At 65.1% G+C, this 22,275-nt stretch carries 16 protein-coding genes and 1 tRNA gene; 7 read left to right on the top strand and 10 right to left on the bottom strand.

Annotated elements, in window-relative coordinates:
* Positions 1–83: 83 nt before the first annotated feature.
* Entirely contained in the window at positions 84–968 is an 885-nt protein-coding gene (yghU, locus tag A6F68_RS08560; protein WP_067678628.1) for a glutathione-dependent disulfide-bond oxidoreductase, read from the top strand.
* Here yghU and A6F68_RS08555 read toward each other — a convergent pair.
* On the bottom strand, positions 965–1,384 hold the full coding sequence (locus A6F68_RS08555) for a c-type cytochrome (protein ID WP_157096693.1): 420 nt from the start codon (positions 1,382–1,384) through the stop codon (positions 965–967). The two genes, yghU and A6F68_RS08555, sit on opposite strands and share 4 nt — an antisense overlap.
* 123 nt (positions 1,385–1,507) lie before the next feature.
* Here A6F68_RS08555 and A6F68_RS08550 point away from each other — a divergent pair.
* Positions 1,508–1,582 (top strand) — tRNA-Gln (locus tag A6F68_RS08550).
* A 3-nt stretch (positions 1,583–1,585) separates the two neighbouring features.
* Here the strand turns inward: A6F68_RS08550 and A6F68_RS08545 are convergent.
* The 5 genes from A6F68_RS08545 to A6F68_RS08525 form a co-directional block, all read right to left on the bottom strand.
* Positions 1,586–2,566 carry an NAD(P)H-dependent flavin oxidoreductase gene (locus tag A6F68_RS08545; RefSeq protein WP_067678622.1) on the bottom strand — a complete coding sequence of 327 codons (981 nt, stop codon included), beginning with the start codon at positions 2,564–2,566 and terminating at the stop codon, positions 1,586–1,588.
* A gap of 83 nt (positions 2,567–2,649) precedes the next feature.
* Entirely contained in the window at positions 2,650–4,329 is a 1,680-nt protein-coding gene (locus A6F68_RS08540) for an alpha/beta hydrolase (RefSeq protein WP_067678620.1), read from the bottom strand.
* Positions 4,330–4,542: 213 nt separating this feature from the next.
* A complete protein-coding gene (locus tag A6F68_RS08535) occupies positions 4,543–5,451 on the bottom strand; it encodes a winged helix-turn-helix transcriptional regulator (RefSeq protein ID WP_067678618.1) in 909 nt (302 codons plus the stop codon).
* Positions 5,448–6,746: a serine hydrolase domain-containing protein gene (locus tag A6F68_RS08530; protein WP_232308103.1), complete on the bottom strand. Its 1,299-nt coding sequence runs from the start codon at positions 6,744–6,746 to the stop codon at positions 5,448–5,450. Before A6F68_RS08530 ends, A6F68_RS08535 begins: the two co-directional genes overlap by 4 nt.
* Before the next feature lie 15 nt (positions 6,747–6,761).
* Complete coding sequence (locus A6F68_RS08525; protein ID WP_067678613.1) at positions 6,762–9,050, bottom strand: TonB-dependent receptor; 2,289 nt, start codon at positions 9,048–9,050, stop codon at positions 6,762–6,764.
* A gap of 130 nt (positions 9,051–9,180) precedes the next feature.
* Between A6F68_RS08525 and A6F68_RS08520 the strand changes: the two genes are divergently transcribed.
* From A6F68_RS08520 to A6F68_RS08500, 5 genes are read left to right on the top strand one after another with little or no spacing between them, the layout of a single operon-like run.
* Complete coding sequence (locus A6F68_RS08520) at positions 9,181–10,128, top strand: NAD(P)H-dependent flavin oxidoreductase (RefSeq protein ID WP_067678611.1); 948 nt, start codon at positions 9,181–9,183, stop codon at positions 10,126–10,128.
* Between the two features lie 4 nt (positions 10,129–10,132).
* The gene (locus A6F68_RS08515; protein ID WP_067678608.1) at positions 10,133–11,629 is read left to right on the top strand and encodes a carotenoid oxygenase family protein; all 1,497 of its coding nucleotides are present in this window, start codon (positions 10,133–10,135) and stop codon (positions 11,627–11,629) included.
* The gene (locus A6F68_RS08510; protein ID WP_067678605.1) at positions 11,630–13,321 is read left to right on the top strand and encodes a class I adenylate-forming enzyme family protein; all 1,692 of its coding nucleotides are present in this window, start codon (positions 11,630–11,632) and stop codon (positions 13,319–13,321) included.
* A 1-nt stretch (position 13,322) separates the two neighbouring features.
* Positions 13,323–14,552, top strand: a complete 1,230-nt coding sequence (locus A6F68_RS08505; protein ID WP_067678602.1) for an acetyl-CoA acetyltransferase — start codon at positions 13,323–13,325, stop codon at positions 14,550–14,552.
* 4 nt (positions 14,553–14,556) lie between these two features.
* Complete coding sequence (locus A6F68_RS08500; protein WP_067678599.1) at positions 14,557–15,714, top strand: thiolase family protein; 1,158 nt, start codon at positions 14,557–14,559, stop codon at positions 15,712–15,714.
* A gap of 59 nt (positions 15,715–15,773) precedes the next feature.
* Here the strand turns inward: A6F68_RS08500 and A6F68_RS08495 are convergent, their stop codons facing one another.
* Genes A6F68_RS08495 through A6F68_RS08480 form a run of 4 tightly spaced genes read right to left on the bottom strand, consistent with a single transcriptional unit; the run spans position 15,774 to position 22,256 of the window.
* Positions 15,774–16,529 carry an SDR family NAD(P)-dependent oxidoreductase gene (locus tag A6F68_RS08495; RefSeq protein WP_067678596.1) on the bottom strand — a complete coding sequence of 252 codons (756 nt, stop codon included), beginning with the start codon at positions 16,527–16,529 and terminating at the stop codon, positions 15,774–15,776.
* A 35-nt stretch (positions 16,530–16,564) separates the two neighbouring features.
* Positions 16,565–17,842: an MFS transporter gene (locus A6F68_RS08490; protein ID WP_067678593.1), complete on the bottom strand. Its 1,278-nt coding sequence runs from the start codon at positions 17,840–17,842 to the stop codon at positions 16,565–16,567.
* Complete coding sequence (locus A6F68_RS08485; protein ID WP_232308102.1) at positions 17,839–20,016, bottom strand: alginate lyase family protein; 2,178 nt, start codon at positions 20,014–20,016, stop codon at positions 17,839–17,841. The genes A6F68_RS08490 and A6F68_RS08485 overlap by 4 nt, the downstream gene beginning before the upstream one ends.
* Positions 20,013–22,256 (bottom strand): polysaccharide lyase 6 family protein, encoded by a 2,244-nt coding sequence (locus A6F68_RS08480; protein WP_232308101.1) that lies wholly within the window; start codon positions 22,254–22,256, stop codon positions 20,013–20,015. The genes A6F68_RS08485 and A6F68_RS08480 overlap by 4 nt, the downstream gene beginning before the upstream one ends.
* Positions 22,257–22,275: the final 19 nt, after the last annotated feature.

Raw genomic sequence — 22,275 nt, 5'->3', positions numbered from 1 at the left:
AATCGCGCAACGGCGGGACTTGCCTTGCGGTTCCACGCGCCTGTGCCCATGTGCGCCACATCCGATCGAGGGAGACCACCGCAATGCCCGACGCCGCCTACACCCCGCCCCCCGTCTGGACCCACGACAAGGAGAACGGCGGCCAGTTCGCAGGCATCAACCGTCCGACCGCCGGGTCGCGGCATGACAAGGTGCTGCCGGTCGGCGCGCATCCATTCCAGCTCTACTCGCTCGGCACGCCGAACGGGCAGAAGGTGACGATCATGTTCGAGGAGCTGCTCGCGGCGGGTCACTCCGCCGAATACGATGCGTGGCTGATCAACATTCGCGAAGGCGACCAGTTCGGCAGCGGCTTCACCGCGCTCAATCCCAACGGGAAGATCCCGGCGCTTGAGGATCGCAGCGGCGACGCTCCCTTCCGCGTGTTCGAAAGCGGCGCGATCCTGGTGCACCTCGCCGAGAAGTTCGGCGCGTTCCTGCCGCGAGACAATCCGGCGCGGGCAGAGGTCCTGAGCTGGCTGATGTGGCAGATGGGCACGGCGCCGTTCATCGGTGGCGGCTTCGGGCACTTCTATGCCTACGCCCCGGAAAAGTTCGAATACCCGATCGATCGCTACACGATGGAGACCAAGCGGATCCTGTCGGTCGCCGATCTGCGCCTGGCCGAGACCGAGTATCTCGGGGGTGACGATTACTCCATCGCCGACATGGCCGCATACGGCTGGTTCGGCGCACTGGCCCGCGGGGATGCGTACAACGACGCGGTCACGTTCCTTTCGATGCACGAGTACGCGAACGTGAACCGTTGGGTCCGCCTGCTCGAGGATCGACCGGCGGTGCGGCGCGGACGGATCGTCAACACCGCCAACATGCGCGAACGCCATTCGGCGGCCGACTTCGACGCCATCGAGAACCCCTCGCTGCTCGACCAGGTGCCGTGGAAAACGGCCCCCGTTGCGGCAGGCTAATTCCGGCGCAAGGTGACCATGTAGGCGGCCAGGTCGTCGACATGCTCGGCGGGAATCTCGAAATACATCTCGTCCGGGTAATTCCCGTGATCGCGGAGCCACTGCGCGAGCATGGCTGAACTCAGGCCCGGCGTGTTCGCGATCGCGCCGAAACTCGGCGCATCGGGCACGGGTGACGTCTCGCCGTGATCGACGGAATGGCAGTCCGCGCAGCGATATTTTGCCAGGCGTTCCCCGCGCCATTCAGGCGACTTCCGGTCGAACCGGATGGCTTCAGCAGTGCTGGCGGACGCGGCGGGCCTGGGGATCTCGGCACAGCCGCTCGCGAGAGCGAGCGCGGCGAGACTGAGAATGGTGGATCGCATCATGGAAGCACCATGCGCGAACTGGCTCGACACGGCCTTGATCTCGATCAATTTTGAAGGATTGGCTGGGGCGGCAGGATTACCGCCTTCGGCGTCCTCTTCGGTGTTGCACACCTCCGAGTCCGAACCGGTCTTTTCTTAGCCCGCAAGCCCGCTATAGGGGCGCCTCGCTGCTGGGGCGTCGCCAAGTGGTAAGGCACCGGTTTTTGGTACCGGCATTCGCAGGTTCGAATCCTGCCGCCCCAGCCAGCCTTATCCCGCTATCGACTGTAACCGCGTCCTCACCGCTTCGGCCTGCGCCATGATGTTGGCGACGAGCTCCTTGCAGGTCGGGATGTCGTGCACCAGCGCCTGGCTCTGCCCGCTCGACCAGATGCCGCCGTCCATGTCGCCCTGTGCGTAGACCAGCTCGCGCCCCCGCGCCCCCGCCATCAGGTGCTTGACCTCCTCGAAGGTCGTGTTCGGGTTGCGCTGGATCGTGGCGACTTCCTCGGACACCGCGTTGCGCGCCACGCGCGCGGTGTTGCGGAACGGACGACCGACCAGGACCGTGTCGAGTTCGGTATTCTCGACGATCTGCTTCTTCACGTTGGGGTGAATGGCGGCCTCCTGCGTTGCGCAGAAGCGGGTGCCCATGTTGACAGCGTCGGCCCCGAGCGCGAGCGCGGCGACCAGGCTGCGACCATCGGCCATGCCGCCGCTCGCGACGATCGGCGTGTCGGGCAGCGCATCGACCGTGGCGGGAAGTAGCACGACCAGTCCGACATCGTCCTCGCCCGGGTGGCCGGCGCATTCGAAACCGTCGATCGAGATCACGTCCACGCCCTTGCGGACCGCGCTCTCCGAGTGGCGCACGCTGGTGCACTTGTGGATCACCTTCACCCCGGCTTCCTTGAACGCGGGCAGGTGATCGGTCGGCGCGCGGCCGGCAGTCTCGACGATCTTGAGCCCGCTTTCGATGATCGCCTCGCGGTACTCGTCGTAGGGGATCGGGTTGATCGACGGCAGCAGCGTGAGGTTCACGCCGAATGGCTTGCTGGTGAGGCTGCGGACCTTGTCGATCTCTTCCTTGAGCGCGGCGCCGCTGGGAAACATGTGCGCGGTGATGAAACCCAACGCGCCAGCTTCGGCCACGGCCGCTACGAGTTCGCCGTATCCGACCCCGGTCATTCCCCCCATCAGGATCGGGGTCTCGACCCCGAACATCTCGGTGATCCGCGTCTTGAAAGCCATCGCACGCCACTCCCGCTCGCTTTACGTTTGCGTCAACGTGGCGCGGGCACGACCGGCTGGCAAGCGAAATGCGAAGGAATGGATCAGGCGGCTGGCGCGCCAACGAAGCCGGCCGCCTCTTCGGGATGGGAATAGAGGAGCATCTGGCCGGCAGTCGGAAGGATGTGGCATTCCGCACCGGGTAACACTTGCTGGAAATACCGCCGGGAAACCTGCGGGTCGTGAAGGACGAAGTGCCTTCCGAAGACGAGAGTGTACCGGTCGGTCCTCCCTTGGGGGCGCGGCTCCCACCCTTCGGCCCATTCGACATTCTCGGTGATGTAGCCGGCGAGATTATCGCGAAGCGGCATGGCGGCGAGCAGATAGTCCTCCGCCACCTTCGGGTCGTCGAGTGCGCGCAAATCGGCTTCGCTCTGCGCGAACGATCGCCGCATCCCCATCACTATCCGTTCAGGCGACGCATAGCGCAGTAAGAGGCCGATGAGCAGTCGGATGGAACCAGGGCTGCGGGCATAGCGGCGCTTGAGCGCACCGAGCGGTCCCTTGTCGACGGGCGTATGCGAGATGGGCGGCGTCGGATTGAACAGAATGGTGCGGCTGATCCGATCGCCGAGGCGGTCGGTGAAAGTGAAGGAGCCCTGCCCCGCGCTGCGGCTGACCAGGACGCAGTCTTCCAGGTCTTCCGCGTCGAGGATCTGGCCGAGATCGTCTGCGGATTGTGCGAAATGCGCGTCGGCTCCGGATGAACGCGCTACGCAGGTTCCGCCGAACCCCGGTCGATCCGCAGCTATCACCTGCCACCCCAGCCGGTTGAGCCGCCGGACGAACCGGGTTGGCGGATGGCGGCAGCAAATCGAGCTGTGGAGCAGCACGACCGCCGGGCGTCCACGCTCGCCAAAGACCGAATAGGCGATCCGGCGCCCGTCTTCGGCCACGATCTCGGCGTGGCGCGGACGGGGCGCCGGTGCGAGAGCGCCGTCAGGCCGTTCGAGGAATGCCTCTACAACGTTGACCGCCTGGGCAAGGACGCAGCTGACCTCGGCGGCGGATGCGACGCCGATGCGCTCGTAGACTTCGGCCAGCAGTACCTTCACCGTCGCAAGCGACGTCTTCGCGTTGCGGGCGATAGTCTTGCGCGGCGTTCCGCCGGCCATCGCCCGCGCGACTTCGAGGTGGCGAAGGCTGATCTCGAGCATATCGGCCACCTGCTCGTCGACCGGCTTCAGGTCGTCGGCCCTCGGCCCGAACATGATCATCAGAACGTGTTCAACCGTCTCGGCCAGGTTGCGCGTGCCGAATTTGGCGCGCAGCCGCATGACGGCATTGCGCGCGGGCACCGTAGCGAGGCCCGCGGCGACGGCCGCCTGCTCGAAATCGCCGAATTCCGCCAGCGCACTCGCCAGCGACGCCTCGATGGGAGAAAGGCCATATCCTTCGGCAACACGCCGGATAGCCTTGTCCCAGGCTGCATCCGAGAACCGCAGCACGAGGGCCTGTGGGCGCTGATGGTCCAAGTCGACACCGCACACCTCGGCCCACCTGTCGCTGAGCGAAGAGCCGGCGACGAGGAACAGGTTGCCCCGGCCCGGCCAGCCATTGCCCCATGAGCGGGGCAGCAAACGATAGCGCTGGCCATGGCCCAAAAGCGCCATCAGGTCGTCACAGTCGGAAGCGGAAAGCTCCGGCGCGACACCCGCAGCACCCAGATCGACCGCCCGCGGCCCGCCGACAATGGCCGTTATCTGAAATTCGCCGACCCCCATGCAAGACTCGTGCTTCAGAATTCGGCGTGGCGCAAGTATATGGATGGCCGGGAGTTTTTGGGGCGCGGTTCCCGCGTCAATCGGGCAATGCCGCTCCCACGGTAGGGGGCGCATCCGGGGATATCGGGCGACCGAAGAAGTCGACGCTGGGCCGTTCGCTGACATGCCGGAACACGGCTTCACGCCGAACGAACGACCACGCGCTTGGTTCGATCAGGCCTCGAAGGTCGTGTTGTCCAGACGCACCTCATCACCGCACTCGCTGCACACGGCTTCGAGACGCAAGCCGCTGCTGCACAGGCGGTGGGTCAGCAGCAGAGGCGGTCCCTTATCGTCGGCGAACCACGCATCGCCCCACTGGAGCAGGGCGAGCAGGACCGGATAGAGATCGCGACCTTTCGCCGTGAGCCGGTATTCGAACCGGTCCTGGTGCGCCGAATACGGAACCGCCTTGATGATGCCCTGCGCCAGGAGACGCTCGATCCTGCCGGACAGTATATTCGTGGCCATCAGGGTATCCCGCTGGATCTCGTCGAAGCGGTGGATGCCGGTAAAGCACGCGCGCACGACAAGGGTTGCCCAGCGATCACCGAACAGCTCGATCACGGAATCGACCATGGTCACGTTGCCGCGCTTTGCGCTGGCGGCCGCGGTCTGTTGGCGGCGGCGGGCATAGACAGGAGTGACCTGCGTCAGCCCAGGCCCGGGCGCCCAATCGACCTCGCGAGGATCGATCAGGCCATGGCACGCCTGGCAAACCGGTACCGGCGTTGTGACCTTGCCACACGCGCGGTGGACGAGCCGCACATTGATGCTCCGGCTGGCGGGTTCCCATTTCGCTTGCCAGCGCAGGATCATCAGCGCCACCGGATAGAGCTGGCGGCCCATGTCGGTCAGCGCATAGCCTTTCTGCCGTTCGCGCGCCTTTACGAGCACGCCGGCCTCCACCAGCTTCGCAAGCCGGTTGCTGACCACGGACCGCGCAAGCCCGGTTCCGGTGACCATTTCGTCGAACCTGTGCTGCCCGCGAAAGGCCTGCTCCAGGATGAGCAGAACCGGCACGTCGCCGACCACGTCGAGCGCGCGCCAGATCGAGCAGGCCCGGATGGACTGGTGCTTCACCGCTTCGCCATGAGCCTTTCGGCCACCGCGTGATAGGCGGGAAGCGAGATATCGTCGAAACGGACGTTCGATGCCTGCGGGTTCGAGGCGAACCGCGCGATCACCATCTCGGCCGCGGGATCGATGTAGATGGCCTGCCCATGAATCCCTCGCGCCATGTAGGCACCATGCGCATTGTGCGAGACCCACCACTGGCTCTTGTAGCTCCAGCCGGGCAATGTCCGGTATCCCGCCTTGGCGAAGTCGGCCTTTCCGGCTCCTTCGCGGATCTTGGCGATCACGGATGCGGGAACGACCTGGCGACCGTTGAACCTGCCGCCGAGCCGCATGGTTTCGCCGAACCGCGCCATGTCGCGCAGCGTCAGATTGAGGCCCCCGGCGGTGAATGGAGCGCCCGCGCTGTCCACCAGGATCGCGCCATCGTGCTCGGCGCCGATCTGCGACCAGATGCGTTCGCTCATCACTTCGTGCGCGCGCTTCCCGGTTACCCGCGCGATGATCCAGCCGATCACCTCGGTATTGGCCGAGCGATAGGTGAAGCCCTCACCGTGCGAGCCCTTCTTCGCGATGGTGAGCAAATAGTCGTAGGCCGAAAGCGGCCCCGTATAACCGCGGGGAGCCGGTACCGCGCCGACGGCGAGCGAGAAGCGCGCGATGTCGGCATTGGGGTCGGTGTAATCCTCGCTGAAGGCAATGCCGGTGGTCATGTCGAGCACCTGGCGCACGGTCGCGTCGCCGAAGCCGCTGCTCGCCAGTTCGGGCACATAGCGCGAGACCGGCGCCTGCTCGTCGATCTTCCCTTCCGCGATGAGGATTTCGGCCAGTGTGCCGAAGTACGACTTGGTCACCGAGAACGCGATGTGCGGCTGATCGGGCTTCATCACGCCCGAATAGCGTTCGTAGACGATGCGACCCTTGTGCAACACGAGCACGGCATCGCCGTAAACGTCTTCGAATGCCTGCGACCACGTCATCGTGCCCGATCGCCCGAGCGGCGTGAACGTCACGGAATCGAGGTCCGTGCGCAGCGCTTTCGGGAGCGCCGACACACGCTCCCCTCCCCTGGCGATCACGGCCGTCGGCATCAGTTCGCGCAAGTGCGCGAAGGCCCAGCGGGTCTTGGGAAATTGCAGATGGCCGCCGTCGCGGAAAAGAACGCGCTTTTCCGGTGGCGGCGGACTGCCTTCCATCCAGCCGAGCGTGGCAGGATCGCTTTCCGCCGGACTAGCCGGAGCCTGCTGCGCATGTGCCGAAGGGCTAGCGAGCAATAGCAACCCGGAGGTGATGGCGGTCAAGACCGTGCGCATCGGCTAGAACTTGAAGTCGACCGCGACCGCGACGCTCGCGGGACGATCGTAGATGGCGTTGTAGGCGATACCGGTGTTGCGCGTGATCGTGGTCGCCAGCGGCACCGCGCCGGCGGTCTGCTTGATCCGCTCGCTGGTCAGGTTGCGGCCGATGAAGGAGATCGCCCACCGGTCATCGATATCGCCGATCGACACCCTCGCCCCGACTTTCACGAAGCCGTCCTGCCGGGTTCGCGGATCGAGGTTGGCTGCGGCGATATAGCTCGACGAGAAGTCGAAGTTGAGGTTCGCTCCGAACTTGAGCGACCGGCCGACTTCGTGGCTGAAGTCTCCGTTGAGGTTGCCCGACCACTTCGGCGACAGGGTGTTGCGCTTGCCGGTGTAGTCGCAGAACCCGCCGGCCACGTCAGGCACCTGCTGGAAGAAGCACTGGCCGTTGGGAAAGTTGGTGAACTTGAAATCGAGATAGGCCAGCGCGCCGCTCAGGGTCAGGTGGCGATCCACCGCCCAGCGGAAGTCACCCTCCACTCCCTGCGTGGTCGCCCCCGACGCGTTGCGGACGTTGAAGTTCAACGTGCCGTCGAAGACGTTCGTCTGCAGGTCCTTGTACTCGGTGCGATAGAACGAGACGTTCATCGCCAGGTCGCGCGACTTGTATTTCAGGCCGGCCTCGAAGTTGTCGGCACGCTCCGCATCGAACTGGAACGAGCCGGGCCGCGCCACGGTGGTCGAATTCGGCAAGGAATTCGACCGCACGTCGAAACCGCCGGCCTTCGTGCCGCGGGCGAAGGAGCCGTACAGCATCAGCTCGTCCGTCAGGTCGAACTGGATGTTCGCCATCGGGTTGAACGAGTCTTCGCTCAGGCTGCCCGCGATCGAATGCGCCTCGATGTTGAGGGCCCGGAAAGTCGCGACCACCACGGCAGGGTTGAAGGTATTGAGCGGGCCGCGGTTGACCGTCAGCACGCGGCTGCCGTCCTTGGTCTCGTGATTGAACCGCGCGCCGACCGTCAGACGAATCGCATCGGACAAAGAAAGCTCGCCTTGCGCGAACACGGAGATAAGGTCCGAGCTCTGGCTGTAGACGCGGTCGTTGGTGGTATCGCCCAGCGCGTTGAATGGAGGGCCGAAGCCCAGGAAGGTCGGATTGAACCGGACCTGGTCGGTCACGCCCAGCTTGGTGTTCTGGTAGTAGACCCCCGCGATGTAGTTGAACGGCTGATCGCCCGGAGAGGCGATGCGCAACTCCTGCGACAGCTGGCGATAGTCTTCGGTCTGGAGAGTACCGTCGAGGAACACCGGGTTGACGAAATCGACGTCGATCATCTCGTTCACGTTGTAATCGAGATACCCGCTGACCGATGTGAGCGTGTGCGCGCCGAGTTCGAGGTTGGCGGTCAGCACCGCGTTGAATACCTTGTTCCGGCTCTGGTAGCCGCCGTCGGCGCGGACGTAATCCTCCCGCGTGTCGACGAAGAGCGGGCCCGCGAAGATCGCGTTGTAGCTGCCGACCGCACCGAAAATCTCGCGCGGCTGCCCCTTCGTCTTGAAGTCCGCGTATTCGAGCTTGAGATCGGCCGAGAGCGGCGAATCCCCGTCGTAGGCGAGAATTCCGCGGGTGAAGATTTCGCGCACGTTCGGCTCGCGGCGATCCTGGCGCGTGTTGAAGAAGTAGCCTTCCATCGTCCGGTAGTAGCCGACGACCCGCGCCCCAAGCCCGCTATCGGTCAATGGTGATGAGATCACTCCGGTGATCTTGGCTTCGTCGTGATTGAATTCGTAGAGCGCGTTAACCGAGCCTTCGAGCTCGTTGCCCGGCCGTCTGCTGACGACGTTGACCGCGCCCGCGATCGCGTTCTTGCCGAAGAGGGTCGGTTGGGGCCCGCGCAGCACCTCGATCCGCTCGAGGTCCACCAGCGGCATGCGGCTGAGCTGGTCGCGCCCGTAGTAGACGCCATCGACGAACATCGCGACCGACTGCTCGAACCCTTTGTTGTCGCCCGAGGCGATGCCGCGGATGGCGATGCGGTTGGCGATTGCGGTCTGGGTGATCTTGAGGTTGGGGATGGACGAGGAAACCGATTCAAGGTTGGTCTGGCCATAGGCCTCGATCTGCTCGCCCGTCACCGCGGAGATCGAGATCGGGACGTCGGAAAGCCCCTCTTCGCGCTTCTGGGCGGTCACGACGATTTCCTTGAGCCCGCCTTCCTCCTCCACCGCGGAATCCTGCGCGAAGACGACCTGCGGCGCGAAAAGCGCGGTGCATGCGAGCAGCTTGATCGAATTCCTCATGATGAACTCCTCCCCAAAGCGCCCACCGCCAGCGCAGATCGCTTCCGCTGCTTGTGTCGGCGTGCGAAGTATGTTTAAACAAGTAAGTCTGTTTGCGCAAGTAGCCATTGGCGCTACCACAGGGAGGATCATGGCAGTCCCGGAAGCCTTGAAACGGAACCTCGCGCTGCCCGCGATCGCGGCTCCGATGTTTCTCGTGACCGGTCCGGAGATGGTCATCGCCGCTTGCCGCGCAGGGATGATTGGCGCCTTCCCCACTCCCAATGCACGGACGAGCGCCGATCTCGCGGATTGGCTCGGCGAGATTTCGTCCGCCCTGTCAACTGACCCGACTGCCGCTCCGTGGGCTGCGAACCTAGTGGTCCATCCGTCCAACGAGCGGCTGGCGGCCGACCTTGAGGCTGTGGCCCGCTACAAGGCACCGCTCGTCATCACGGCTCTCGGGAGTCCGGCCCGCGTCATCGAGGCGGTCCATTCATACGGCGGATTGGTCTTTGCCGATGTCAACTCGGTGGCTTTCGCGCGCAAGGCGGCGGCGGCCGGGGTCGACGGGCTGGTGCTCGTCGCGGCAGGAGCAGGCGGTCACACCGGAATGACCGCCGGCTTCGCCTTCGTCGAGGAGGTCCGGAGGTTCTGGGACGGTCCGATCGTCCTCGGTGGCGCGATCTCGACCGGCCATGCCATCCGCGCCGCGGAGGTCCTTGGCGCCGACCTAGCCTATGTCGGCACCGCCCTCATCGCCACGCAGGAAAGTCTCGCGGCGCAACCGTACAAGTCGATGGTCGTCGCCGCGGGTGCCGAAGACATCGTGCCCAGCAAGGGCATCACCGGTGTCACCGCGAACTGGTTGCGGGACAGCCTGTTGGCGGCGGGCTACGATCCCGACAACATGCCGCAGGACAAGACGCCTAACTTCGAGAATGCGCAGGACGACGCCAAGGCGTGGAAGAACGTGTGGTCGGCGGGCCAGGGCGTCGGTGCGGTGACGGCGATCAAGCCGGTGGCCGAGGTGGTCGCGCGGCTCAAACGGGAATACGATGCGGCATGCCAATTGCCGCGCTTCGATGCGAAGGAGTGAAGCGATGACGGTCGAACTCGTGGGAAAGGTGCGCTCGACGCTCAAGAGCACCGACCATCCCTACATGCAGGGCGCCTGGCGTCCGACGTTCAACGAATGGAACGCGATCTTCGCCAACGGCGACGTCGAGGTCATCGGCACGATCCCCGACGACATCGACGGCGTCTACGTCCGCACCGGCGAGGTGCCCGTGCACGAGCCGATCGGCCGCTACCACCCGTTCGACGGCGATGGCTTCATCCACGCGATAAGCTTCAAGGGCGGCCGGGCGAGCTATCGCAGCCGCTTCGTGCGGACCAAGGGATTCGAAGCCGAGCAGGAAGCCGGCAGAGCGCTGTGGGCCGGCTTGATGGAACCCCCGCACAAGTCCACGCGCCCCGGCTGGGGCGCACAGGAATGGCTCAAGGATTCATCCTCGACCGACGTCGTCGTCCATGCGGGCCAGATACTCTCGACCTTCTACCAATGCGGCGAAGGCTACCGGCTCGACCCTTTCACGCTCGAGCAGTTCGGCACCGACTCGTGGGTGCCGCAAGATGGCATTTCGGCCCATCCCAAGTTCGATCCCGCGACCGGCGAGCTTATGTTCTTCAACTATTCGAAGCATGCGCCGTACATGCACTACGGGGTCGTCGGACCGGACAACAAGCTGAAGCACTACATTCCGGTTCCGCTCGCCGGGCCACGGCTGCCACACGACATGGCGTTCACGAAGAACTACGCGATCGTGAACGACATGCCGCTCTACTGGGACCCGGAACTGCTTAAGCGCAACCTGCACGTCGTCCAGTTCCATCCGGACCAGAAGACCCGATTCGGGATCATCCCGCGGTTGGGGCAGCCCGAGGATATCCGCTGGTTCGAGGCCGAGCCGACCTACACCCTCCATTGGCTCAACGCTTGGGAGGAAGGCGACGAAGTCATTCTCGACGGATACTTCCAGGAAGAGCCGCAGCCCAAGTCGCATCCCGATGCCCCCGACGGGCTGGAGCGCATGATGGCCTACCTGAGCCAGGGCCTCATGAAGCCGAAGCTCCATCGCTGGCGCTTCAACCTCAAGACCGGAGAGACCACCGAGGAACGGCTGGACGACCGCATTCTCGAATTCGGGATGATGAACCAGAAATATGCCGGGCAGAAATACCGCTACGCGTACTCCGCCGTGCCGGAGCCTTACTGGTTCCTGTTCACTGGATTGGTGAAGCACGACCTCGAAAACGGCACGAGCGAGGAGATTGCATTCGGCCCCGGCCGCTATGGCAGCGAAGCACCTTTCGCCCCCCGCATTGGCGCCACGGACGAGGACGACGGTTACCTGGTATCCTTCATCGCCGACGTCGAGAACGACCGCTCCGAATGCGTGCTGATCGACGCCAAGCGCTTCAGCGAGGGCCCGGTCTGCCGGATCGTCCTCCCCGAACGGTTCTGCTCGGGCACGCATTCGGTCTGGGCGAACGGCAACGACATCGGCATGGGCCCCAACACGGTCCTCGGCGCCTAGATGATCGTGTCGCCGGAAGCCAGGCGCCGGGCATACCGCGAAGCCGGATGGTGGGGGGACAAGACCCTCGCCGACCTGTTCTTCGCCAACGCGGCGGCGCATCCAGAGCGGGTGGCACTTGTGGACGCGCCCAACCGAGGCGACTTCGCCTTCGGGGACGCGCGGCGGATGACTTATGCCGAACTCGCGGCGGAGGTGGAGCGACTGGCCGGGGCGCTGCTCGAAGCCGGCATCGGCAAGGACGACGTGGTGGTCATCCAGCTGCCCAATATCAGCGAATTCGTCGCACTCTACTTCGCATGCGCCACCATCGGCGCGATCGTCAGCCCCGTTGCCATCCAGTACCGCAGCCACGAGCTGTCGACGATGTTCGGTATCGTCGAGCCGAGGGCCTTCGTCTGCGGGACCCAGGCGAAGGGCATGGACCACGTCGGCGTCGCGCGGCCTCTGCTCGGTGATGCCATGCTGATGACGGTCGGCCCCGACGCGCCGCCGGATGCGATCGACTTGTCCGCGGCACAGGCCGTTCCCGGTCGGCTGGAGGCCCACCGCGCTGCGAACCTGGTCGACGCGGACGACGTCTTCACGATTTGCTGGACCTCGGGCACGACCGGCGTCCCCAAGGGCGTTCCGCGCAGCCACAATCACTGGGTCGGCATCGCTCCCGGCACGTACGTCACCGCGCGGCTCGAGGATGGCGACGTGCTGCTCAACCCCTTCCCCCTGATCAACATGGCGTCGATCGGCGGGGTAACGATGAGCTGGCTCCGGATTGCAGGCACGATGGTCCTCCACCACCCGTTCGATCCGCAAGTTTACCTCGCCCAGATAGCGACCGAGCGGCCATCCTTCACCATCGCGCCGCCTGCAGTCTTGACGATGCTTCTGCAGAACGAGGCTCTGCTGGCCCAGGTCGACCTGTCGAGCCTGCGCACGATCGGATCGGGCTCGGCACCGCTCGCCCCGGCGATGGTCGCCGGCTTTCAGGAGCGGCTGGGCATTCCGGTCATCAACATCTTCGGATCGAACGAGGGCATGTCGCTGATTACCGGACCCGACGACGTGCCCGACCCCGTCGAACGGGCGAGCTTCTTCCCTCGGTTGCTGAACCTGCCGCCGTACTATCGCGACGAACCGCAGGTGATCATGGAGTCGCGCCTCGTACCACCCGAGGGCGGGGACCCGATCACGGCAGAGGGTATTCCGGGCGAGCTGCAAATCCGCGGACCCGCCGTATTCGACGGCTACTGGCGCGCGCCCGAACAGACCGCCGCAGCTCTCACCGAGGACGGCTATTTCCGGACCGGCGACCTGTTCCAGATCGAACAAGCCGGCCGCTTCCTGCGCTTTGTTGGCCGGTGCAAGGACCTGATCATCCGCGGCGGCGTCAACATCTCGCCGGAGGAGATCGACCAACTGCTCGGCGGGCACCCTTCTCTGGCGGAAGCGTGTGTTTTCGCGCTGCCCGACCCGGTCATGGGCGAGCGCATCGGCGTCGCCGCCGTCCCCCGCCCCGGCACCGACGTCACCCTCGACGAGGTGACCGACTATCTGCGGTCGCACGACCTGGCGGTTTTCAAGTTGCCCGAGCGGCTCTTCGTGATGGGCAGCCTGCCCCGCAACGTGACCAACAAGGTGATGCGCAGCGAAGTGCGTGCAATGGCGCTTGCCACGATCGAGGAGGAGGCCTGACATGGCCCGAGAGGTGTTCATCCTGGGCGGCGCCCAGACCGATTTCGCCCGTAATCTCGAGCGCGAGGGCGGCGGCATGTTCGAACTGTTTCGCGACGTCGCGGAAGCCGCGTTCGCAGCGACCGGGATCGAGCCGCACGAGGTCGAGACCGCGCACGTCGGCAACTTCGTCGGCGAACTGTTCGCCGGACAGGGCCAGCTCGGCGGCTTCTTCGGCCATGTCCACCCCGACCTGGCGGGCATCCCGACTTCCCGTCACGAAGCCGCCTGCGCTTCGGGCAGCATCGCCATCCTTGCCGCCAGCGCCGAGATTGAAGCGGGCCGGTATGACCTGGCGCTCGTCCTCGGCATCGAGCTGATGCGCAACGTGCCGGGGCAACGCGCGGCCGAGTACCTGGGTGCCGCTGCCTGGGCCGGCCGCGAGGCGCAGGAGGCCCGGTACCTCTGGCCGCACATGTTCTCCAACGTCGCCGCGGAATACGAGGAGCGCTTCGGGCTCGACCGTGCCCACTTGCGCGGGATTTCGGAGATCGCCTTCGCCAACGCAAAGCGCAATCCCAACTCGCAGACGCGCAAGTGGGCAATCACGCCCGACCACCTCGGCGACGACGACACGCTCAACCCGCCCATCGAGGGGAGCCTGCGCAAGGCCGACTGCGGCCAGGTGACCGATGGTGCGGCGGCCATCTTCCTCGCCTCTAAGGAAGTGGCCGAAGCCTATGCGAAGCGGCGCGGCATCGCGCTCGACAGCATTCCACGGATCAAGGGATGGGGCCATTCCACCGCGCCGCTGCTCTACTCGACCAAGGTAAGCGGAAGCCGGGGCCAACCCTATGTGTTCCCCACCGTGCGCAAGGCGATGATGGATGCACTCGGCCGGGCCGGAATGGCCGACATTTACGCTTGCGACGGCGTCGAGGTGCACGACTGCTTCTCGATTACCGAGTACATGGCCATCGATCATTTCGGCATTACTCCCCCCGGCGAGAGCTGGCGCGCGGTCGAGGACGGCACCATCGCGCTTGGCGGCCGGTTACCGGTCAACCCGTCGGGCGGCCTCATCGGGCTCGGCCATCCGGTAGGCGCGACGGGCGTACGCATGACGCTCGATGCATGGCGCCAAGTGACCGGGAACGCCGGCGACTACCAGGTCGAAGGAGCGAGGAACTTCGCCACCTTCAATGTCGGCGGCAGCGCCACGACTTCGGTGAGCTTCGTCGTCGGCGTCTGACCGCGTGACTGTTGCCTTTCTTTACGACGCTGTCCGGAGCCCGCGCGGCAAGGCACGCCCTGATGGCGGGCTGGCGGAACTGAAGCCTGAAACTCTTGTCGGCGTCCTCGTCGATTCGCTTCGCGAGCGTACGAACAAAGCGATGGCCGAACCCGGCGCGTTGCTGCTCGGCTGCGTGACCCAGGCGGGCGCGCAAGGAGGGCACATTGCGCTGGCATCCAAGCTCGCGGCGAACCTACCCGACACTTGCGCGGCGCATACGATCAACAACTACTGCGCGTCCGGGCTGAGCGCGATCGGCCACGCGATCGCCAAGGTGGCATCGGGACAGGAGCGTTCGGTCGTCGCCGGGGGCGTCGAGATGATGAGCCACGCTCCGTTCCTGAGCGACCGAGCCGAATTCTATACGTCTGTCGATCAGCCGCCTTCTCGGCGCTTCGTTCCACCGGTGCTGGCCGCCGACCGCCTCGCACATACGCTGGGGATCGGCCGGGCCGAGCTCGACGCCGCTGCGCTCGTCTCACAACAGCGCGCCGCCGCGAGCGACGCAGACCCGGTGCTGCAGGCGTCGCGCATCCCTGCTGGATCGCTGACGGGGGAGGAATGCACCCGTCCGGGCACGACCGCCAAAGCGCTCGCCGCCATGCCGTCCGCGTTCGCCGCGCTGCAAACCGAGTATGCCGAGGCGCTGGGGGGCAATCGGTTCGATCCGCTGCATACCCTCGCCCACGCACCGCCTGTCTGCGACGGCGCCGGACTTGCGCTTGTTGGAGCCGCAAACCTCGGTCCCGCACCCCGTGCCCGCGTCCTCGCCTATGCGGAAAGCGGCGGCGACCCGGCCGCATCGCTGACCGCCGGGCTGGCGGCGATGGACAAGGCGCTTGTTCAAGCTGGCCTCTCGCTTGCGGAAATCGACCGCATCGAGTTCATGGAAGCCTTCGCCGTCACGATCGCAAGGTTCCTGAGGGATTTCCCGGTCGAACCCGAGCGCGTCAACGTGAGCGGCGGGCACCTCGCCAAGGGGCATCCGATGGGCGCGACCGGCGCAATCCTGACGTCAACCCTGCTGGACGTTCTCGATGCTTGCGATGGAAGGCTGGGCCTGGTCGTCGCAACCGGCGCCATGGGCGTCGGCGCGGCGATCGTCGTCGAGAGGATCTAGGCCGGACAGCGCCAGAGCCGGGAAGCGACCCTGCTCGAGCGCCATCTCGCGCGACAATCCTACGAAAAGAACATTCCGCCGTTGATGTCGACGTTCGCCCCGGTGATGAACGACGACTCGTCGCTGGCGAGGAAAACGACTGCATCCGCCGGCTCACGCGCATCTCCCTGCCGACGGAGTGGAGTAGCGGCCGCCACGTTCGCGCGAACTTCGTCCTTGGTGAAGGTGTCGTGGAAGGTGGTGGCGATCATGCCCGGGCACAGTGCGTTCACGCGGATGCCTTGCGGCCCGAGCTCCTTGGCCATGGCCCGGGTAAAGGTCATCACGGCCGCCTTGCTGGTGGCATAAGCCGAAGCTCCCGGACCACCTCCATCGCGGCCGGCCTGCGAAGCGAAATTTACGATCGCCCCGCCAGCGGGCATGTGCGGCACGACCGCCTTCGTTGCGAGGAACGTCGACGTCAGGTTGAGCCGCATGACGTGCTCGAGAAAATCGAGATCCATCCGCTCGAGAGTTCGCCGCTCGACCATCCCGCCGGTCACGTTGACGAGGATATGAATCGTCTCGCCATATTCAGACCGGGCTTCTGCAACCAGGCTATCGACGTCCGTGGGCAAGGTCATGTCGCCCCGCACCGCCTTCGCAGTTCCCCCGGCGCCTACGATATCCGCCACGGTGTCGCTGGCGGCATCCTCGTCATGGAGATAGTTCACGACGACCGCTGCACCTTCGCGAGCCAGGGCCACGGAAACAGCCCGCCCGATGTCGCGGCTGCCCCCCGTCACGATCGCCACCTTGTTCGTCAGTCTTCCCATGATTTCACTTTCGTTCGATGATTGTCAGCCGGTGCTCACGCGCGCGGATGAAGAGGTCGGATTGAGGGGCACAGAAGGTAGATTGAAGCGACCGACGCGATGGCGAGCCCCGCCCCCACCGCGAATGCGGGCGCATAGCTCTGGACTGTGATGACCGGAATCAGGAAGTTGAGCCCGACGACCGCCAGCTTGGCTGCGGTCCCCGCAAAACCCGCCAGGGTCGCCACCGACGCCCCGCCGTAGAAGTCGCTGGGCAAGGTCTGGATGTTGCCGACCGAAACCTGGAACCCGAAGAGGATTGCCGCCATCAGCAGCACCGCCGCCGTCGGCGTCGCCGCCTTGATCGTCAGCAGGAGCGACACAAGCATGATCACCCCGCCGAGCGCGATCACCATCTTGCGTGTGCGGTCTACAGACCAGCCCGCTCCGATCCGGTTGCGCGCCAGCAGGCCGCCCGCCCACGCCCCAAGCATCGCGCCCACATAGGGCACCCAGGCGTAGAGTCCGATTTCGGTCACCCCGAAGCCGTATGTTTCCGAGAGGTATAGCGGCAGCCAGCCGACGAAGAGCCACCAGATCGGGTCCAGGAAGAACGAGGCGAGGATCACACCCCAGCTCTCCTTGCGCGACAGGATTTCCCGCGCGCCGGGCGCATAGGCCGGCGCATCGTCCGTCGCGGCATGGTGGCGTTGCCCGGTCAGTATGTAGTGGCGTTCTTCAGCGGAGATCCAGGGGTGCGCCTCAGGCCCGGACTTGTAGACGATCAGCCACGGCACCAACCAGAGGAAGCCCAGCAGACCGATCGCGACAAAGGTCGCCTGCCACGACCCGAGAAAGACGAACAGGTAGGCCACCACCGGAGCCGAAACGATCCCGCCGATCGCCGCGCCGGAGTTGAATATGCCCTGCGCCAGAGCGCGCTCGTCGATCGGGAACCACTCTGCATTGGCCTTGGTTGCACCGGGCCAGTTCCCCGCTTCCGAGAGACCCAGCAGCGTGCGGAAAAAGGCGAAGCCTGCCAGCCCGGTCGCAACGGCATGGAGCATCGTTGCCGCCGACCAGACCGCAATCGACAGCACGAAGCCGAGGCGCGTACCGATCCAGTCGAAAATCTTGCCGAACAGGGTTTGCCCGAATGCATATGCGAACGTGAAGAAGTTCAGGATGATCGCGTAGTCGAGCTTCGACAGCCCAAGGTCTTCGGAGATTTCGGGCCAGAGAAATCCCAGCGCGCCGCGGTCGACGTAGTTGATCACCGTTGCCAGTGCGACAAGGGAAACGACGATCCAGCGCAGCTTTCCGTTCGGTTTCATGGCGCGTTTTCCCTGGGGTTATCAACCAGCGCCGCGAATCCCCGCCAGACGACGTCGCGACCTTCGATGATAGCGGTGTGATCGCGATCGGGGTCGTCGACCCACGAAATCGCGAGCGTGTGCTTGCGTCCATCTCGGCGCTCGACGGTGACGAGATCGTATTGGCCCGACCGCTGGTGCGAAAGCGACGCAACCCGGCTTTCGCTTTCATCGGTGCGTTCAGCGGCCCCATCGTACCGACCGTGCGGTTCGAGGACGGTGACGAACACCGGCGAGCGGACGGCCGAGACCTGCTGGATCACCATCGGTTCGCGTCGAAGGTTGAAGTCGGGATCGTTCGCGCCGCTTTCGCCGATCAGCACCGTGGCGCCGGATTGGGGAATCCATCGAGCCGTGTAGAACCGGTCGCCGGTCAGCCATGTCAGGAAGCCATCCGTGGCGGACTTCGGTTGACCTCGAGCGTCGATCCAGATGTGCTGCAGGCCATTCGCGTCACCCAGCACGGGGCGAGCCTGCGTGAACGACGTCCTGACAAAACCGCTCCGCATGATGTGCCCGTTGAAGTGCAGCGGCAGCTGATAGACATGAGCAGTTTCCGACTCTGACCTCAGCACGTCGACAACCAACGGTTCCGCAATGTCGGACAGCCGCACGAGCGCCAGCACCCGCTGCATCCTCACGCCGGGATAGGCGCTGTCGATCTCGGCCGCGCTCAGCTTGAGGCGGTCGCTTTCGACGAAAGCCAGCTGTCGCGGAGCATGCCGTTCGGCCAGTTCCGGGTCGCCGCCGAAGTGACTTTTACCGTCCACGACGAGCGTGTTGTGCGCGATGGTCTGCTTCGCCCAGGTCTCGTTCTCGGGGAGATATCGACCGCCCTCTTTCGCCGGAATGTTCAGGAAGCGAGCGGCGCCGTAGTCGGTCACGACCTCGTTGCCGTTATCGTAGAACTGCCAGCCAAGCTTGTCGAAATGGCCGTGGCCCATTCCCTGCGAGGTGTTCTTGGCGATGAGCGCGGACCCGTCGAAGCCCGCCCCCTCACGCAGCACGGCCAGCGCGCCCTTCTCGCCGCCCGGTCCATCCCGAAGCAGTGTCGTGCGAAACGGAAAGGGCCGTGCCTTGCCATCGGCAAGGTCCATGGAAAGGGCTTGCCCTGCCGCCGTCAGGACGGTGCGGCCTTGCCATTGGGCAATGGACAGAAGACCCGGGGCCTTCGTCCGCGCATAGCCGATTGCCACCCCTTCGTAGAGCTCGTCGGTGCGCAGGCACTTGTCCTTCAGGGCATCGTTGAGCGGGAAGAAACAGCCGCCATAAGTCAGCTGGATCGTCGTATCGAGTGCCTTCAGCAGCACTCCTTCGCGCCGTTCGAAAATGCGACGGCCCGGCTCGCGGCGCTCGATTGCGTCAGCGAAAACCAAGAACGGCAAGAGCGCGTAACGCTGATAATACGGACCTTCAGCGTAATATCCGTCGGGCGAGAAAAGCTCGTCGACCTGCCGCAGGAAACCGGTGCGTCCGGTGCCGTCCGACCCGCGCAAGGCAAGGTCGACAAGCGCTTGGTCGCCCAGCACGTAACCCGTCATCCCGACACCCGCCGCGGCCCAGGTCGCATGGTTGTGGATGCGGTCGAAGGTCGCACGAGAGTCCACGGCAAGGAATCGTGCCGCGGCGCGGAAGACGTTTTCGTCGATGATGCGCCGCTCGCCCTGCGGAAGAATGTCGCGGATCGCCTCGTATCCCTGCGCTGCATGGACCAGCCAGACGGCATCGTTCAGCACTTGCCAGAACAGGCGCCCCGGGTGCTGGTTGGCTTTCGCCGGATGGTCGTCCAGCTTCGGATACAGCTTTGCATAGGCCAGCAGGACGTCGCGCACATAGTCGGCGTACTTGCGCTCTCCCGTCAGCGAATAGAGCCTGCCGCCCAGTTGCAGGGCACGGTAATTGCGCTTGTGCTGTTCGTGCGTGTAGCCACCGCCGGGATCCTTCGGCACCGGCACCACGACGCCTTCTCCGATCATCCCGTCGACGAATGCGCGGGCGTCGCGAAGCTCTGCGGCGAACAGCGAAGTCTGCTCTGCCGTGCCGCTCGCCGCGTCGGTCACTGGCTGGGCAACTGCCGCAGCCGGGATCGCAGAAAGGGCCAGGCCGAGCGCCAGCGGTGCGCTGCGCAAGATCACTTGCGGCCATCCGTGGGCAAGAGGTTGCCCGACGTGTCGGCCCGCGGTGCGCCGCGATGCTCGAGTTCGATCACTTCGATCGGGGCGGCCGTGTCGAACGTGTTGCCCGTTATGACGGTGTCTGGCACCCCGACCGTATGGACGACGCGGACCGGCCCGGATGCCGAGAACGTGTTGCCCGATATTCGCGATTCCTGGACGCCGTGAAGGTGCACGGACGGCTGGTCTGCTCCTGCCTTCCCGCTGCCTGAGATTTGCGACCCGGTCATCGCGAAATGGGGACCGAACGTGCTTTCGTCGCGGCCGCCCCGATAAAGGACGGCGACACCTCCGCCCACGTTGCTGAAATTCGACTTCGCAACGGTGACGAATTCTACGCCGTACTGACCGAAATCGTCGCTTTCCGCATCAGCCCGGATCACCGCACCCGTGATGTTCGAGAAGCTGCTGTTCCGGACCACGATCGAATCCGCAAAGGCGCTCTTTCCGACGACCACGACATCGAACGCGCGGTTCACATTGAGGTCGCGCACGGCGACCCGGTCCAGTTCCAGCGTGAAATTGCCGCGCATTGGGGTGGCGCTGGTGCGGATGACGGCATTGCCGACGTTGTCGGGCGCCTCGTCACCCGTGATGGCGAGGTTCGCGAGGCGAAGCGCCACGCCATCCGCGATCTCGAACAGGCTCGGGCGCGCGAAGGCGATGACTGCATCGTTCGGGCCAGCCGCGCCGACGACGGACACGTCCCGGTCCACAACCAGGGTCTTCTCGACGAAATAGCGCCCGGGAGCGAGTTCGATGACATCGCCCGGTTGCGCGTTCGATATCGCGCGCTCCAGCGCTGCCGGGCCCGCCGATACGCGTACCGTGCGAGACGTCTCCTCCACGGCGGGGACGGGCTTCGGATACCAACCCGGCCCCACTTCGGCACGCGTCACCGGCTTCAGGTCGCGCGGCGCACCAAGGTTCGGTGTCTCCTTGCCGACGGGATACAGCAAACCGTTCTCCGCCCGTTCGAGCGCAACTTTGCGCCGGTCCAGTTGGGGCACCGCGGCGGCAGCTGATCCGGCAAGAACGACGTTGCCTGCAAACGCGATGCCGGAAACGTCGTCATCCACGGTCACGAACAGGCCGTCGCCCTCCCCTGAGAGCAAATTGTTCTCGACCAGCGACGCCGTCGGCGGTGCCGACCGTTCGGCATCTGCCCCGGCCGCGAGCGCGATCCGTGTGGAATCGAAGATCGAGTTGTACTCGATGACGGCGTTGGTGACCTGGACGTATCGGTGGACGGGGGAATCGGGCACGCCGTTCATGACCGCCAGCGCACTGGCGAACCCGGTGCCCCGAAGCCCTTCCATGTAGTTGCCGCGCACCGTCTGATCGCGGTTGATGACGCGAATGCCCCCGGTGTGCGGCTTCCCGCGGCCGAGGAACACGTTGCGCTCGACCAGGTTGCCGTCGCCATGGCGCAGCGTCACCGCCCCCTGGCTCGCATCGAAGACGTTCTCCCGCACCACGTTGCGGCCCGCCTTGATCGAGACGATCTCGACCTCTCCGTCGCATTCCTCGAAGTAGTTGTTTTCGATCACCGTGCCGGAATCGTGCATCGAGAACTGGCTGGTCCCCACCCGGATCGTTTCGCCGCCGTTCGATCCCAGCACCGGCCGCTTGCCGAAGTAGTTGTGGTCGATGCGATGACCGTTCTGCCGACTGCCTTCGCTGTCGAGGCGAACCGCGAGCGTCACGCCCTTGTTGGTCTTGCCGGCAACATAGCCGTGGTCGAACCGGTTGTTCCGGCCATACATGCTGATCCAGTAGTCATCGTCGTATCGACCGGGCTTGCTGAAGCCGTCGATAACGATCCCGGTCATCCGGCTGTCGTGCGCCGGATCGTCCTTGCTGGTGCGGTACGACAACACCTCGCCCGTCGGACTGTAACCGTCGCGGAAAACGAGATCGGAGACGACGATGAACTGCCCGCCGATCCGCAGGTTGGACCGGCCCGTCAGGACGACTTTCCCGGCCGATTGGGCGCGAAGGGCGATCGGGCGTTCCACGGTGCCGCGACCGGACAGAACGATCTCGAAGTCGCGCCATTCGCCATTCGCCAACACGATCGCATCGCCTGCGCGAACCTTGCTTGCAGCGGCGGCATACTCTGCCTGCGAATGAACGAGGAAGTCTTCGGCGCTTAAGGGAGCGGAGGCGACCAGCAAGCCTGCAATGAGAGACGTCTCCACTCGCACTGTTGCCGCTCCC

Source organism: Tsuneonella dongtanensis (genome assembly GCF_001698205.1).
Lineage (GTDB): Bacteria > Pseudomonadota > Alphaproteobacteria > Sphingomonadales > Sphingomonadaceae > Tsuneonella > Tsuneonella dongtanensis.
The sequence above is the reverse complement of the archived record's forward strand: the minus strand, read 5'-3'. Positions and strand labels throughout refer to the sequence as shown.